Genomic DNA, 14,038 nt, shown 5'->3' on the forward strand with positions numbered 1-14,038 from the left:
AGCGGATCGTCGGTCACGGTCACGCCGGCGTCCGAACACCGCGCACCTCCTTCTGACGGCGGTCTTGCTGCGGGCGGAGCTGGGACCGGGTGGCGGCGCTCGCGCGTTTCGCACCCTTCTTGGGACGTTTGCGCGGGCGTTGCGCGTTGACCCGGATCCGCGCGGCGCTGGCGGCGCCGCCCCGGCCCGACGTGGTCTCCCGCGGCGCGGTCAGCTCGCGCACCCACATCGCCAGGACCGACGACAGCGGGCGCTCGTGGCTGATCCGCGAGCAGATGAACCTGGTCAGGGCGATCGTGATCACGAAGCCCCAGCCGGTGTTGATGAAGTCGAAACCGAAGCCGACCTGCCGCTGGACAGCCGTGACCAGCAGGAAGACCACGATGCCGACACCCCACGCGACGTACCGCGCACGCCACGGGAAGGTTGCCTTGGGCGGGCCGAGCCAGACGGCGTCGACCCGGTAGACCTCGTCGTCAGTGCGTACCCGCAAGGGTCACCCGCCGGTGAACAGGCCGGCGATCCACTGGCCGATGTTGGCGCCCGCGTTCGTGGTGACGGCCAGGCCGATGATCGCCAACGCGATGATGACGCCGCCCAGGCGGCGCATGACCCCGGCGTTGTCGCCCTTGCCGCCGCCGAGCCAGAGCAGCAGCAGCGCGACGGTCAACAAGAGCAGCGGGACCAGGTTGTCGAGAATCCACTGGCGCACCCCGCCTGTGCCCAAAGCGGGCGGCTGCTGGGCGAGTGTTACCAGGGTCATGGCGGTCATCTCGTACTCCTGAGTACGCAGGACTTCGCCGGGCGGGCCGAGGGGTGCCCGTCCGGTTGGTGCGCTATCGAGTAGAACACGTCTTCGTCACCAGGTGTATCTGGCGATCAGCGGTGCGTAGATCAATAAGCGTTCCCCTGGTAGTCGATTACGTCTAATCTGACCACGGACATCATGGAGCGGGGTGAGCCGGTGGAGAACCGACGTCCCGGGATTCTCCCGATTGCTGAGCTAGTTCACCCGCCTGCGAAGCCCCTGGTCACGCACAGTGTGCACGATCTTCAGCCCACATCCCGCCGGCCACGGCGAATCCCCCGTCCGGCCGAGCGGGGGACACCCGAACGGTCCGCAGGCCGGAGTGACGACGCCGAGGAGGCTCGCCGATGACCAAGCCCCCCGAGGCCGTGCCCGAACCAACCGGCGGAGTGAACGAAATCACCGTCTCCGTGGTCGTCTCGGACGATGATCAGGTTACCGGTGGGGACCGGCAAACCGGGCGGCGGGTGCAGCGGACGGTCAACTTCGACCAGGAGGTGCTGGAGCGGGCGCGAGCGGCGGCGACCTACCTGGCGGCGTACGAGGCGGAGGCCGGTGTGCGCAGCCTCGCCGACATCGTGAACCCGGCCGTCGAGGCGTACGTGGCCGAGCTGGAGCGCCGCTACAACGGCGGCGCGGCGTTCCGCCCGGTGTTCCGCATGCCGCCCGGGCGCCCGGCCCGCCGCGTGTGACGCGCACGCGAAAAGGGGGCCCTTCCCACCCCCAGGCGAGGAAGGGACCCCTCTGCTCGCGCGCGCCGCGTCAGCTGGAGCCGGAGATGCGCCAGTAGCCGGTGCTCGGCAGCGTGTCCGGGCCGACCGGGCCCTTGTTCCAGAAGTAGTCGTTGAAGTTGGCCAGGCCACCGCCGCCGATCGGGCCCATGGTCGCCCACCGCACCGTCGCCGGCTGGGTGTCGATCGACGCCTGCGCCCACGCGTCACGGACCTTCATCGGCCGGTTCCACCACAGGAACGGCGTGCGCACCAGGTAGTTCGCGAACTTCCCGCCGTGCACGGCCGAGTGGTAGGAGACGGTGTCGAAGCTGTTGATCTGGTGCAGGCCGCGCAACGCCCGGCCCCAGCGCGTCGCCCAGCTCTGCCCGCCCGACGTGCCCTGCAGGATCGAGCAGGTGAACAGGCTCATCCACTCGACGTCCCGGTTGCCCCAGCGCGCGTCGTTGTTGGACAGGAACGTGTCGGTGTTGCTGCTGCACCCGGCGAAGGAGAAGCCGGTCGGCGAGCCGTGGCCCTGCCAGTAGGTCATGTCGACGTCGTCGGCGTAGAGCTGGTCCTGGCCGCCCGCGAACACCGGGTCCTTGAAGTCGCGCTCCCAGGCGTTGTGGTTGACCCAGCTGAACTGCACCGGCACGCCGGCGGAGGTGAACCGGTTGTTGAACGACGCCAGGTTGGCCGCCGTCCACGGCAGGCCGGAGCACGGGCCGGTGCCCTCGCTGCCGACGTCGACCCGGTTGGTCCACTGCGGGGTGAACGAGCTCTGCTCGCGCGGCGGGTCCGCCGGGCCGGGCTCGGGCAGCCGCGCGTCGACGGCCGCGCCGACGATGACGGACTGGACGGCCGCGCCGTCGGAGTTCACGCCGTCGCAGCGCAGGCCGGGCTCGATCCGGTCGACCTTCTCGGCCAGCGGCGGCGCCTCGTACACGTACGACACCCCGGTCGGCCGCACGCTCGACCCGAGGACCTTCGCGCACCGGTCACGACCCTCGTCCAGGGTCAGCACCGGCACGCTGGGCCCGCTCAGCAGGCCGCGGACGGCGTAGGTGAGGCCCGCGACGGCGCCCTGGCCGTCGAAGGCGATCCGCACCTTCGCGCCCGGACCCTCCAGCGGCACGCCGCCGAGGGTGAAGGCGAACGACACCGCGGTGTCCAGCGGCGCGGTCACCACCGCCTGCTGGTTGGCGTCGACGACCTCGAACGTCGTCTGCCCGGCGGTCGGGGTGGCGTTGGCGGGCAGCAGGCCGACCCCGCGCAGGGTTTCGAGGGCCTTCTTGGTGGCGTCCTCGACGGGGATGGCGCGCAGGCGCTTGAGGGAGTCGACGTCGAGCGCCGTCTGCGTGGTCGCGGCGCCCGACTCGTCCGGCTGTCCCGCGCCCAGGTCCAGGCCGGGCACGCGCAGGTAGGTCGACTCGTCGGCGAAGGACACCGAGCCGTCCTCGGCGCGCTGGACGGCCTTGAGGCCGAACGCGCGCTGCAACGCCGTGGCCTGGTCCTGGGTGAGGCCCACGGAGCGGACCTGGTAGACCGGCATCTCCGCGGCCGCCGCCGCGACCGCGGCCGTGGAGCCCGTGATCGCCGCCGCGCCCATCAGGCCGGTGAGGGCGAGCCAGGTGGTGGCACGCCTCCTGTTGGTGGACATGTAGTTCCCTCCTCGGGGTACCGCGGGGCAGGGCCCGTGGTCTGCGAGGAGGACGCGGGCCGGACGGGGCTGATACCGACAACCACTCGAACGGCCTCACTTGTGTAACACCCTTGGCACGCAACGGATGTATAGGCGGGCGCATAGGCCCTCGGGCGCCGATGAGCCCGAACGGACGGGTGCGGCCGGACGGGCGGTGGGCTGAACGGCCGGGCTGAGCCGAACGGCCGGACGGGGCGGCGCGACGGGTGCGGACGGGGCCGGCAAGCGGGGCCTGCCGGGGTACGCGGTCGACCGGGAGGCACGGAAACCCCGGCCGTGGGCGGCGGTCGGCCGAGTGGCCGGGAAGGGGCGGATGAGCCGGCATGTAAGCCGGATTCTGTTCCCGGGCGCCTCGCGGCGGTCCCGTTCGGCGGCCATCCATCTCGGCCTGCCGTTGCCGACAGGCTCGTGCGGCCTACCCGCAGGCATCGGGCGGGCAGCCCTCGATCGCCTGCGCAGGTGCCCTGGGGCACCCTCTTGGCCTTGCTCCGGGTGGGGTTTACCTAGCCGCTCCCGTCACCGGGAGCGCTGGTGGTCTCTTACACCACCGTTTCACCCTTACCCCGGCTCGCGCCGGGGCGGTCTGTTCTCTGTGGCACTGTCCCGAGGGTCGCCCCTGGTTGCCGTTGACAACCACCCTGCCCTGTGGAGTCCGGACTTTCCTCGGCGACGGATCCGAGAACCCGTCGACGCGACCGCCCTGCCGACTCATCCGCCGCACCAGGATACCGGCGGCTTCCCAGGCAGTGGAACCAGGGCCGGGAAACCTTGTCGTGATGTGGGCTTGCTGCTCTACTCGAAACCATGGCAGGAATCGGGGTACTCACCCGCCGCCGGCACGTCGACTTCGGCCGCACCGCCGCCGCGATCTGTTGCTGCTGACACTTTTTACCTCGTACTCCGAGCCTTTTCCTGAAAGGTGTCAGCGCCCCATGTCCTCCATTCTGATGATTTCCGGCGGCCCGTCGCCGACGTCCCGCACCGGCGTGCTGGTCTCGCACGTCGAAGGGCTGCTGCGCGCGGCCGGGTACGCGGTGCACACCCTGCACGTGCGGCAACTGCCGACGTTGCCGCTGCTCACCGAGGATCTGCGGGACCCGGAGATCGGTGACGCGGTCGCCGCGGTGCTGCGCGCGGACGGCATCGTGGTGGCCAGCCCGGTCTACCGCGCGGCGTACAGCGGGTTGGTGAAAGCACTGGTCGACCTGTTGCCGAAGAAGGCGTTGCGCGGCCGGGTGATCCTGCCGCTGGCGACCGGCGGCAGCCAGGGTTTCCTGGTCGCGATGGACTACGCGTTGAACCCGCTGCTGGCCGGCAAAGGCGCGGACTCGGTGCTGCGCGGCGAATTCGTGCTCGACCCGGACATCGAGGGCGGGACCATCGCGCCGAAAGCCGCCGAGGCGATTCGCGACGCGGTGGACCGGTTCGCGCTGGCCGTCGAGGACGCCCGGTTCCGGCGCGACGAGCGCGCCCGGCTGCGCCCCGCCGGCTAGCCGAGGTGCGACGTGTCGTTGACCAGCCGCACGGAGGCGAGGCCGTCGGGGTAGAACTCGACGACCGACAGCGACGCGAGGTCCAGGTGCAGCCGGAACAGCAGCGACGGGCCGACGTCCAGCGCCATCCGCAGCAGCAGCTTGATCGGCGTGACGTGGCTGACCACGACGACGTTCGCGCCGCCGAAGCGGGACACGACGGCGTTGCGGGCCCGCCGCACCCGGTGGTGCACCTGGTCGAAGCTCTCGCCGCCGGGCGTCGGCACGGACGGGTCGCCGAGCCAGCGCCGGTGCACGTCGGGGTCGCGTTCGGCGGCCTCGGTGAAGGTCAGGCCCTCCCACGCGCCGAAGTCGGTCTCGATCAGGTCGTCGTCCCACGACAGCTCGGCGCCGGTGGCCGACGCCACGGCCCGCGCCGTCTCCCGGGCCCGTCCCAGCGGCGACGACACGATCGCGGCCAGGCCCTCGACCTTGGCCAGCCGACGCGCCGCGGCCTCGGCCTGGCCCCGGCCGACTTCGGTCAGCGGCGGGTTGCCGCGACCGGAGTAGCGCCGCGCCACCGACAGCTCGGTCTGCCCGTGCCGCAGCAGGTACAGCCGGGTCGGCTCGCCGACCGCGCCGGTCCACGACACCGGTGACTGGGTCGTCGCCGGGTCCGGCTGCGGAGGCCGGGACCGCGCGGGCTCGGCCACCGCCGGCCGGGCCTGTTCCTCCTGGGTCCGTTCCTTTTGGGCCCGTTCCCTTTGGGCGCCGCCCGCCTGCACGTCCATCGCCTGGTTGGCCAGCCGGTCGGCGCGCTGGTTGCGCTCGCGCGGGATCCACTCGTAGGCCACCCGGTCGAACGCCCGCGCCACCTCGCGCGCCTGCGCTACCAGCGGCTGCATGGACGGGTGCTTCACCTTCCACCGGCCGGACATCTGCTCGACCACGAGCTTGGAGTCCATCCGCACGGACACCTCGGACGCGCCGAGCTCGGCCGCCGCCCGCAGCCCCGCGATGAGCCCCTGGTACTCGGCGACGTTGTTGGTGACGACGCCGAGGCCCGCGGACCGCTCGGCCAGCACCGCGCCCGACTCGTCCAGCACGACGGCCCCGCACCCGGCGGGCCCGGGGTTGCCGCGCGAGCCGCCGTCGGCCTCGACGACGACCCTCACAGACCCGATTCCCCGGTCCGCACCATGATCGCGCCGCACTCCTCGCACTGGATGACCTCGTCCGCCGCGGACTCCTTGACCTTGGCGAACGCGTTGCGGTCCAGTTCGATGCGGCACGCGCCGCAGCGCCGCGACTGCAACAGGGCCGCGCCGATGTTCTTGTGCTTGCGCACCCGCTCGTAGAGCGCCAGCAGCGGCTCGGGGAACTGGCCGGTCATCCGCTCGCGGTCGGCCGTGCGCTTGGTCTCGGTCGACTCCAGGTCGGCCAGCGCGCTGTCGCGGCGGCGGGCCGCGTCGGACAGCGCCTCCTGCGCCTTGTCCAGCGCGACGCGGGCGTGCTGGATGTCGGCCTCGACGGCCTCGCGGCGTTCCATCAGCTCCAGCAGGTCGTCCTCCAGCGCGCCGCGGCGGCGGCCGAGGGTGGCCAGCTCGTGCTCCAGGTCGGTGAGCTGCTTGGCGCCGACCGCGCCGCCCTGCAGCAGCTTGCGGTCGCGCTCCTCGCGGGCGCTGACCTGGTCGATCTCGGTCTCCTGCCGCTTGACCTCGCGGTTCAGGTCGCCCAAGGTCGTCTCGATCGTGGTCAGCGCGTCCTGCTTGGCGCGGAACTGCTTCTCCGCCTCGGCGATCTCCGCGATCTCGGGCAGCGTGCGGCGCCGATGGGTGACGCGCGACAGTTCGGCGTCGACCTGCGCGAGGTCGAGCAGCCTGCGCTGCACGGCGGGATCGGCTTTCACGGTGAGCCTCTCATTCGGTGTGCTCGGAGTTCGGGCTTGTCACGCCCAGGGTCCACGGGTCGGTCCGGCGGGTCGAGACGAGGACCTCGACCGTACCGCCGAACGCGGCGCGCACCACGTGCGCCGCCTGCCCGCACCACGGCTGCTCGCTGGCCCAGTGCGCCACGTCGACCAGCGCGGGCCCGCCGGCGGCGAGGTGCTCGCCCGCCGGGTGGTGGCGCAGGTCCGCGGTGACGTAGGCGTCCACGCCGGCACGTGCCGCCGCGGTCAGGTAGCTGTCGCCCGCGCCGCCGCACACGGCGACCCGCCGGACCGGCCGGTCCGGGTCGCCGGCCGCGCGCACGCCCCACGCCGTGGCGGGCAGCGCCTCGGCGACGCGCCGGGTGAAGTCGCGCAGCGGTTCGGGCCGGTCGAGCTCGCCGATGCGGCCGGCGCCCGTGTCGGGCGCGCCGTCCGCGGGCACCAGCGGGCCGGTGACGCGCAGGCCGATGGCCTCGGCGAGGGCGTCCGAGACGCCGGGGTTGGCCACGTCGGCGTTGGTGTGCGCGGTGTAGAGCGCGATGCCCGAGCGGATGAGCCGGTGCACCAGCCCGCCCTTCGGGTCGTCGGCCGGCACGCCCGTGACGCCGCGCAGCATCAGCGGGTGGTGCGCGACGACGAGCTGCGCGCCCACCGCCACCGCCTCGTCCACAGTGGACTCGACCGGGTCGACGCAGAACAGCACCCGCGTCACGGGTTCGGCGCGGTCGCCGCAGACGAGGCCGACGGCGTCCCACGGCTCGGCCGTCGCGGGCGGGTAGGCGGCCTCCAGGGCGGCCAGCACGTCCCCGAGCGTCGTCACAGCTCCTCCAGCACGACTCGCAGCGCGTCCACCAGCAGGTCGAACTCCTCGGGCGCGCGGACCGCGACCCGCAGGTGGTCGGCGGTCAGCCCGGGGAACGTGTCGCCGCGCCGCACCGCGATCCCCTTGTCCCGCAACGCCTCCCGCACCCGCTGCCCCTGCGGCACGCGCAGCAGCGCGAACGGCGCGTCCGGTGGCACGACCACCAGGTCGCCGAGCCGCGCGACGGCGTGCGCGGTGTGCTCCCGGGCTTCCCGCGCCAGCGCCTCGGCCTCGGCCACCGCCGCCGGCTCGCAGCACGCGGTGACGGCCTCCAGCACCAGGCTGCCCACCGGCCACTGCGGTCGGGGCAGCGCGAGCCGGGCCAGCAGCTCCGGCGCGCCGAGCAGGTAGCCCGCGCGCAGACCCGCCAGGCCCCACGTCTTCGTCAGGCTGCGCAGCACCAGCAGACCCGGCAGGTCGGCGCGGCCGGCCAGCGACTCCGGCTCGCCGGGCACCGCGTCGGCGAACGCCTCGTCCACCACCAGCACCCGGCCCGGCCGGCTCAGCGACGCCACGACCTCCGCCGGGTGCAGCACGGACGTCGGGTTGGTCGGGTTGCCCAGCACCACCAGGTCGGCCTCGTCGGGCACCAGGTCGGCGCGCAACCGGTAGTCGTCCTCCGGCCACAGCTGCACCCGCCGCACCGGCACGCCCGCGTCCCGCAACGCCACCTCGGGCTCGGTGAACGACGGGTGCACCACCGCCGCCAGGCGCGGGCGCAGGGTCGGCAGCAGCGCGAAGCCCTCGGCGGCGCCGTTGAGGACCAGCACCTCGTCCGGCGTGCGCCCGTGCCGCGCGGCGACGGCGGCGCGGGCGCGGTCGTCGGCGGCGGCGGCCGGGTAGGAGCCGAGGCCGTCGAGCGCGGCGACCAACCGGTCGCGCAGCCACGCGGGCGGGGCGGGCGTCCGCACGTTCACCGCGAAGTCCGCGAGCCCGGGCGCGGCGTCGACGTCCCCGTGGTGGCGCAGCAGCGCCCGGCCGGAATCCTGGCTGGTCATCGCCGCGAGTCTAGGCGATCAGCGTCGTCACCCGATCTGGGAGGCGGCCCAGTCCAGGTAGGCGCCCGGCAGCTCGCGCAGGATGTCGAGCGCGTCGGACCCGGGCAGGTCCGGCAGCGCGCTCACCGCCCGCGCGGCCAGCGTCGTGCAGTGCGCGACGGTGTCGGCGACCAGGCTGGTCTGCCGCAGCTCCGCCAGCAGCCCGGACAGCTCCGCGTCGGTCAGCTCACGGCCGCGTCGCGCGAGCAGCGCGCGCTGCTCGTCGGTCAACGCCCGCAGCAGCGGGACCGTGTAGACGCCTTGGCGGATGTCGTTGCCGACCGGCTTGCCCAGCCGCTGCGAGGTGGACGCCAGGTCCAGCAGGTCGTCGAGGAGCTGGAACATCAGCCCGAACAGCGCGCCGAAGCGGGCCATGGCGTCGGTGGTCGCCTCGTCGGCGTCGGCGCAGTGCGCGGCCAGCACGCAGCCGACCTCGAACAGCGCGCCCGTCTTCAGCTCGATGGACCGCACCGCGTCGTCCGGGTCGCGGTGCGGGTCGTAGAGGTCGACGACTTCCAGCACCTGGCCCTCGACGAGGTCCGTCACGGCTTTGGCGAGCCTGCTCGCGGCGAACGGCGAGATCCGGTCCAGCGCGGCCTGGCTCGCGCGGGCCAGCATGAAGTCGCCGACCAGCACGGCGGGGCCGGTGCCCCAGTCCGCGTTGACCGTGCGCACGCCGCGCCGTTCCTCGGCGTCGTCCATCAGGTCGTCGTGCACCAGCGAGCCGGCGTGCAGCAGTTCGACGCAGGCGGCGGCGGTGACCGCCTTGTCGGTGATCCGGCCGGACACGGCCAGCGAACCGGCCAGGACCAGCACGGAGCGCAGCCGCTTGCCGCCGGCCGCGGTGATGCGGCCGGAGAAGGTGTTCACGATCGGCAGCGACGACGAGGTCGCCAACGCCCGGATCTCGTCTTCGACCCTCGGCAGCGCACGGGCGAGCGCCGGCATGGTCGGCATGGTCGACTGCGCTTGGTTCGACTGCACTGTGGACACCAGGCGATCGTCGCCCGCCACGCCTGAGAGCCCGCTGAGACCAGGCCCGGACCGCCGTCAGAGCACGGAGATGGCGACCGCGAAGCACAGCAGGGCGAGGCACAGCGCCAAGTGGACCGCCGAAGGCGCGCCGCCCCGGGCTTCACGGCACAGCAACGGCTCGACTACCACCGGTCGCCGGCCCGCGCCGGCCTCGACGGCCCCGTCCGGCCGGACCACCCGGTGCTCCAGCGCGACGCCCGTCCCGAATTGACCGGGCGGACCGGCCGCACGCCGCATGTGCGCGTCATTCACTTTCCTTCCCGACACATTCCCCACGCCTTTGACGTCGGAGTTCCGGGACCGCTCGTTACCCGTTAGCTCGCCTTCGCAGACTCTCTTCGGCCGCTGAGAGCAGTCGGTCCCGATCCCGCCGTGCCCGCTGCTTCCGTTCCCGCTCACGCACCCATGCTCGCACGTCGTCGGCCCCCAAGCCGACCGCCTCCCGGTAGAAATCCTCCTCGAACCACCACCACACCCGAATGCCGTAACGGGCAATGCGCACGGGCTGTTCCCGACGCAACACGTCGAGTGACGGGAAATCGGCGACCAGCACCGGAGGACACCCCGTGCCGACGAAGAAATGCCTTTTCCGGAACGCGAAACGGCGGTGGGTGAAGAATCCGGCGTTGGGGTCGGGAGCCGGCCCGCCGGGCGACGTCACGGGCCGCGGCCGGGCGAACGCGGGTGTCTCCGGCCACGACCGGCGGCGCACCGCCACCACCACCCCGGCGATCACGGGGACCGCGAGCACCACGACGACACCGACCACGACCCCGGACATGCTTGGACCCCCAACGCGAGCGGTCGCGGAGCGCTCGACCTGGCAGACTCCCCTGCCGTGACGCTGACCGTCTCGTTCATCTGCACCGGCAACATCTGCCGTTCCCCCGTGGCCGCGATCATATTCCGCGAGCACCTGGGCCGGGCCGGCCTGGGTGACCTCGTGGAGGTGACCAGCGCGGGCACCGGGGGGTGGCACGTCGGCGACCCGGCCGACCCGCGCGCGGCGAAGTCGTTGGCCGACAACGGTTACCCGACCACGCACAGCGCCGCCCAGGTCGGCGACGACCACTTGGGCGCGGACCTGCTGGTGGCGTTGGACACGGGGCACGCGCGGGCGCTGCGGCGGCTGGTGGACGACCCGGAGCGGGTCCGGCTGCTGCGCTCGTTCGACCCGGACGCGGACGGCGAGGACGTGCCGGACCCGTACTACGGCGACAAGGCGGGCTTCGACCGCGTGGTGGAGATGGTGGAGGCCGCCGTGCCCGGCCTGCTGGCCTGGGTGCGCGAACGGCTGTGACACCGGCGCGGGCGGCGCGGGAGCTGACCGGGGTGCCGGGCGCCGGGGTCCGGCGACTCGGCGACGCCGTGTGGGAGGTCGACCTCGCCGACGGCGACGTGGTGGTCGTGAAGCGGCACGGCTCGCCGGGCGCCGCGGCGGCCGAAGCCGCCTCCCTGCGGTGGCTGGCCGAGCCCGCGGGCCCGCCGGTGCCGCGGCTGCGCGGGCACCGCGGGCCGTGGCTGGCCATGGACCGGGTGGCGCCGGGCCGCCCGTCGCCCGCCGCCGCCGAGGAGTTCGGCCGCCGGCTCGCCGCGCTGCACGCGACCGGCGCACCGGCGTTCGGCGCGCCACCGCCCGGCGGGCCGACCGAGGCGTCGATCGGGCTCGCGCCGATGCCCGACGTGCCGTCCGACGACTGGGCCGAGTGGTTCGCGGAGCACCGGATCGCCTACTACGCCCGGCTCGCGGTGGACGCGGGCGCGTTGACCGCCGCCGAGGCCCGGACCGTCGAGGCCGTGCCGGTGCGGGCGCCGGACGAGCCGCCCGCCCGCCTGCACGGCGACCTGTGGAACGGCAACGTGCACTGGGCCGCCGACGGCCGCGCCTGGCTCGTCGACCCCGCCGCGCACGGCGGCCACCGGGAGAGCGACCTGGCCATGCTCGCCCTGTTCGGCTGCCCCCACCTGGACCGCGTGCTCGCCGCCTACGACGAGGCCGCGCCCCTGGCCGACGGGTGGCGCGACCGGGTGCCGCTGCACCAGCTGTTCCCGCTGCTCGTGCACGCCGCGCTGTTCGGCCGCGGTTACGCCCGGCAGGCCTTGGCCGCGGCTCGTTCACTGCGATGATGGCCCCATGGGGATCACGGTGTTCGACCGCGACGACTGGCGCTGGCTCAACGAGCCGCGCGCGTGGAGCGACCAGGGCGGGCTGACCGTCACCAGCGACCCGGAGACCGACTTCTGGCGCACCACCCACTACGGCTACGACCGCGACAGCGGCCACGTCCTCGGCGTGCCGCTGGCCGGCGACTTCGCCATCGCCGCGTCGTTCACCGCGGACTACGCCGCCCAGTACGACCAGGCCGGTGTCGCGCTGTGGCTCGACGACCGGAACTGGATCAAGGCGGGCGTCGAGCTGGTGGACGACGAGTTCCAGGTCAGCACCGTCGTGACCAGGGACTTCTCCGACTGGTCGGTGGTGCCGGCCGGGCACGTCGACCGGGTCACGATCGCGGCGGTGCGCGAGGGCGACGCGGTGACCGTCCGCTACGGCGCCGGCGACGCCGAGCCCACGACCCTGCTGCGGCTCGCGTACTTCCCGCCGGGCGCGGAGGCGCTGGTCGGCGTGATGGTCGCGGCGCCGACGGGGCCGGGTTTCACCACCCGCTTCGACCGGGTGCAGGTCACAACGACCTAGGGCTTACCGTGGTCACGTGCGGTTGAGGTTCCTGTTGCAGCCCGGATGGCTGGCGTTGACGCTGGCGGTCTGGGTGTTCGCGGGCGCGTGCTTCACGCTGCTCGCGCCTTGGCAGTTCGACCGCGACACCGAGCGCGACGCGCAGAACAGCGCGGTCGTGTCGTCCCTGCGCACCGACCCGGTGCCGGTCACCACGCTGCTCGACCGGCCCAACGCCGAGGTCGAGTGGCGGCGCGTGACGCTGGCCGGCCGCTACCTGCCCGACGGGCAGGCGGTGGCCCGGCTGCGGACCGTGCAGGGCGAGGCGGCGTTCGAGGTGCTGACCCCGTTCCGGCTGGCCGACGGGCCGACCGTGCTGGTGGACCGGGGTTACGTGCGGCCGGTGAACGGCATCAAGGTCCCCGGCCTCAAGCCCGTGCCGACCGGTGACGTGACGCTGGTCGCGCTGGTCCGCCGGGACGAGTCGGACACCCGGGACGCGTTCCAGGAGGACGAGCACCGGCAGGTGTACTCGGTGAACTCCGCCGTGGTCGGCCGGGCCGCCGGGCTGGAGCTGCGGCCGGGCTACTTCCAGCTCACCGACGGCCAGCCGGGGGTGGAGGAGTCCCTGCCGCTGCCGAAGCTCGACGCGGGGCCGTTCTTCTCCTACGCGTTGCAGTGGATCGCGTTCGGCGCGATGGCCCTGGGCGGCTGGCTGTACTTCACCGTCCGCGAGATCCGCCCCGGCGGCGCGCTGCGCGAGGACGCGGGCCGGCCGAAGGTCAGGCGGAAGTCCGTCGCCGAACAGCTCGCCGAAGACGAGGCCGCGCCAGCGCGATGAGCGCGGTCACGGCCGCCGCCGACGCGCCGACCACCCGCGACAGCTCCACCGCCCGCGTCACGTGCCCCGCGTCGGGGTTGCGGCCGTGCCCGAGCACCGGCCGGTCCTCCGCGCCGTGCGCGTACACCGTGCGACCGCCCAGCCGGACCTCCAACGCGCCCGCGAACGCCGCCTCGACCTGGCCCGCGTTGGGGCTCGGGTGCGCCGCCGCGTCCCGCCGCCACGTCCGCCACGCCTCGCCCGCCGACCCGCCGACGACCGGCGCGCCCGCCGCCGTGAGCAGCGCGGCCAGCCGCGAGGGCAGCAGGTTCGCCACGTCGTCGAGCCGGGCCGCGGCCCAGCCGAACCGGCGGTAGCGCTCGTTGCGGTGCCCGACCATGGCGTCGAGGGTGTTCGCCGCGCGGTAGCCGAGCAGGCCGGGCACGCCCGCGACCGCGCCCCAGAACAACGGCGCCACGACCGCGTCGGACGTGTTCTCCGCCACGGACTCGACGGTCGCCTTCGCCAGGCCCATCGTGTCGAGCTTCCTCGGCTCGCGCCCGCACAGGTTCGGCAAACGATTGCGCGCCGCGTCGAGGTCGCCGCCGTCCAGCTCGCGGCCCATCGCGGTGCCCTCGTCGGCGAGCGACGACCCGCCCAGCACGACCCACGTGGCGGCGGCCGTGCTCAGGACCTCGAAGACCTGGCTGCGCCTGCCCAGCCGCTCCGCCGCGACCCCGGCGAGGACCGTGCCGCCGACGAGCACCACCACGTGCGCCACGCCGCCCGCCCGGTGGTCGCGGTACAGCTTGCGCTCCAGCGCCGCCGCCGCCCGACCGAATCCCGCTACCGGGTGATACCTCTCGGGGTCGCCGAACACCGCGTCAGCGGCCACGCCCAGCACCAACCCCACCGCGCGCCCCAGACTCACACGGGGCACGGTAGCCCGCACGTGTCGGACCGCAGCATTAGGGTGGCGCAC

The 14,038-nt window shown here is 73.7% G+C and carries 17 protein-coding genes and 1 other RNA gene; 6 read left to right on the plus strand and 12 right to left on the minus strand.

The window, feature by feature from the left end; all coding sequences use genetic code 11:
- Positions 1 to 19 precede the first annotated feature (19 nt).
- Positions 20 to 493 carry a hypothetical protein gene (locus EDD40_RS18125; protein WP_211348200.1) on the minus strand — a complete coding sequence of 158 codons (474 nt, stop codon included), beginning with the start codon at positions 491 to 493 and terminating at the stop codon, positions 20 to 22.
- A gap of 3 nt (positions 494 to 496) precedes the next feature.
- Positions 497 to 772: a hypothetical protein gene (locus tag EDD40_RS18130; RefSeq protein ID WP_170185127.1), complete on the minus strand. Its 276-nt coding sequence runs from the start codon at positions 770 to 772 to the stop codon at positions 497 to 499.
- Positions 773 to 1,155: 383 nt separating this feature from the next.
- Between EDD40_RS18130 and EDD40_RS18135 the strand changes: the two genes are divergently transcribed.
- Positions 1,156 to 1,500, plus strand: coding sequence for a hypothetical protein (locus tag EDD40_RS18135; protein ID WP_123743964.1), 345 nt, complete (start codon positions 1,156 to 1,158; stop codon positions 1,498 to 1,500).
- 70 nt (positions 1,501 to 1,570) lie between these two features.
- Here the strand turns inward: EDD40_RS18135 and EDD40_RS18140 are convergent, their stop codons facing one another.
- On the minus strand, positions 1,571 to 3,181 hold the full coding sequence (locus EDD40_RS18140) for a DUF6345 domain-containing protein (protein WP_123743965.1): 1,611 nt from the start codon (positions 3,179 to 3,181) through the stop codon (positions 1,571 to 1,573).
- A 352-nt stretch (positions 3,182 to 3,533) separates the two neighbouring features.
- Positions 3,534 to 3,934: RNase P RNA component class A (gene rnpB, locus EDD40_RS18145), an RNA gene on the minus strand.
- Between the two features lie 221 nt (positions 3,935 to 4,155).
- Between rnpB and EDD40_RS18150 the strand changes: the two genes are divergently transcribed.
- On the plus strand, positions 4,156 to 4,716 hold the full coding sequence (locus tag EDD40_RS18150; protein WP_123743966.1) for an NAD(P)H-dependent oxidoreductase: 561 nt from the start codon (positions 4,156 to 4,158) through the stop codon (positions 4,714 to 4,716).
- Here EDD40_RS18150 and EDD40_RS18155 read toward each other — a convergent pair.
- From EDD40_RS18155 to EDD40_RS43645, 7 genes are read right to left on the minus strand one after another with little or no spacing between them, the layout of a single operon-like run.
- On the minus strand, positions 4,713 to 5,870 hold the full coding sequence (locus EDD40_RS18155; protein ID WP_170185128.1) for a bifunctional RNase H/acid phosphatase: 1,158 nt from the start codon (positions 5,868 to 5,870) through the stop codon (positions 4,713 to 4,715). The genes EDD40_RS18150 and EDD40_RS18155 overlap by 4 nt on opposite strands.
- Positions 5,867 to 6,604 (minus strand): zinc ribbon domain-containing protein, encoded by a 738-nt coding sequence (locus EDD40_RS18160; protein ID WP_123743968.1) that lies wholly within the window; start codon positions 6,602 to 6,604, stop codon positions 5,867 to 5,869. Before EDD40_RS18160 ends, EDD40_RS18155 begins: the two co-directional genes overlap by 4 nt.
- Positions 6,605 to 6,614: 10 nt before the next feature.
- The gene (locus EDD40_RS18165; RefSeq protein ID WP_123743969.1) at positions 6,615 to 7,445 is read right to left on the minus strand and encodes a Nif3-like dinuclear metal center hexameric protein; all 831 of its coding nucleotides are present in this window, start codon (positions 7,443 to 7,445) and stop codon (positions 6,615 to 6,617) included.
- Positions 7,442 to 8,485 carry an Rv2231c family histidinol phosphate aminotransferase CobC gene (cobC, locus tag EDD40_RS18170; protein WP_123743970.1) on the minus strand — a complete coding sequence of 348 codons (1,044 nt, stop codon included), beginning with the start codon at positions 8,483 to 8,485 and terminating at the stop codon, positions 7,442 to 7,444. Before cobC ends, EDD40_RS18165 begins: the two co-directional genes overlap by 4 nt.
- A gap of 27 nt (positions 8,486 to 8,512) precedes the next feature.
- Positions 8,513 to 9,517 (minus strand): polyprenyl synthetase family protein, encoded by a 1,005-nt coding sequence (locus EDD40_RS18175; protein WP_246037721.1) that lies wholly within the window; start codon positions 9,515 to 9,517, stop codon positions 8,513 to 8,515.
- Between the two features lie 57 nt (positions 9,518 to 9,574).
- Complete coding sequence (locus EDD40_RS18180; protein WP_148088835.1) at positions 9,575 to 9,811, minus strand: hypothetical protein; 237 nt, start codon at positions 9,809 to 9,811, stop codon at positions 9,575 to 9,577.
- A 55-nt stretch (positions 9,812 to 9,866) separates the two neighbouring features.
- Entirely contained in the window at positions 9,867 to 10,340 is a 474-nt protein-coding gene (locus EDD40_RS43645; RefSeq protein ID WP_123743972.1) for a hypothetical protein, read from the minus strand.
- Between the two features lie 63 nt (positions 10,341 to 10,403).
- Here EDD40_RS43645 and EDD40_RS43650 point away from each other — a divergent pair, with 63 nt between their 5' ends.
- From EDD40_RS43650 to EDD40_RS18205, 4 genes are read left to right on the plus strand one after another with little or no spacing between them, the layout of a single operon-like run.
- Positions 10,404 to 10,859: a low molecular weight protein-tyrosine-phosphatase gene (locus EDD40_RS43650; RefSeq protein WP_123748114.1), complete on the plus strand. Its 456-nt coding sequence runs from the start codon at positions 10,404 to 10,406 to the stop codon at positions 10,857 to 10,859.
- A complete protein-coding gene (locus EDD40_RS18195; RefSeq protein WP_425471210.1) occupies positions 10,856 to 11,686 on the plus strand; it encodes a fructosamine kinase family protein in 831 nt (276 codons plus the stop codon). Before EDD40_RS43650 ends, EDD40_RS18195 begins: the two co-directional genes overlap by 4 nt.
- A 7-nt stretch (positions 11,687 to 11,693) precedes the next feature.
- Positions 11,694 to 12,257: a DUF1349 domain-containing protein gene (locus EDD40_RS18200; RefSeq protein ID WP_123743973.1), complete on the plus strand. Its 564-nt coding sequence runs from the start codon at positions 11,694 to 11,696 to the stop codon at positions 12,255 to 12,257.
- Positions 12,258 to 12,273: 16 nt separating this feature from the next.
- Entirely contained in the window at positions 12,274 to 13,077 is an 804-nt protein-coding gene (locus EDD40_RS18205; protein ID WP_123743974.1) for an SURF1 family cytochrome oxidase biogenesis protein, read from the plus strand.
- On the opposite strand, the gene EDD40_RS18210 is transcribed toward EDD40_RS18205, so the two are convergent.
- Positions 13,019 to 13,987 carry a cobalamin biosynthesis protein gene (locus EDD40_RS18210; protein WP_123743975.1) on the minus strand — a complete coding sequence of 323 codons (969 nt, stop codon included), beginning with the start codon at positions 13,985 to 13,987 and terminating at the stop codon, positions 13,019 to 13,021. The two genes, EDD40_RS18205 and EDD40_RS18210, sit on opposite strands and share 59 nt — an antisense overlap.
- Positions 13,988 to 14,038: the final 51 nt, after the last annotated feature.

The organism is Saccharothrix texasensis (assembly GCF_003752005.1).
GTDB classification, from domain to species: domain Bacteria; phylum Actinomycetota; class Actinomycetes; order Mycobacteriales; family Pseudonocardiaceae; genus Actinosynnema; species Actinosynnema texasense.

Coding starts and splice junctions, on each gene's coding strand:
- EDD40_RS18130 (WP_170185127.1), bottom strand. CDS start 772: ATGACCGCCATGACCCTGGTAACACTCGCCCAGCAGCCGCCCGCTTTG.
- EDD40_RS18200 (WP_123743973.1), top strand. CDS start 11,694: ATGGGGATCACGGTGTTCGACCGCGACGACTGGCGCTGGCTCAACGAG.
- EDD40_RS18150 (WP_123743966.1), top strand. CDS start 4,156: ATGTCCTCCATTCTGATGATTTCCGGCGGCCCGTCGCCGACGTCCCGC.
- EDD40_RS18135 (WP_123743964.1), top strand. CDS start 1,156: ATGACCAAGCCCCCCGAGGCCGTGCCCGAACCAACCGGCGGAGTGAAC.
- EDD40_RS43645 (WP_123743972.1), bottom strand. CDS start 10,340: ATGTCCGGGGTCGTGGTCGGTGTCGTCGTGGTGCTCGCGGTCCCCGTG.
- EDD40_RS18140 (WP_123743965.1), bottom strand. CDS start 3,181: ATGTCCACCAACAGGAGGCGTGCCACCACCTGGCTCGCCCTCACCGGC.
- cobC (WP_123743970.1), bottom strand. CDS start 8,485: ATGACCAGCCAGGATTCCGGCCGGGCGCTGCTGCGCCACCACGGGGAC.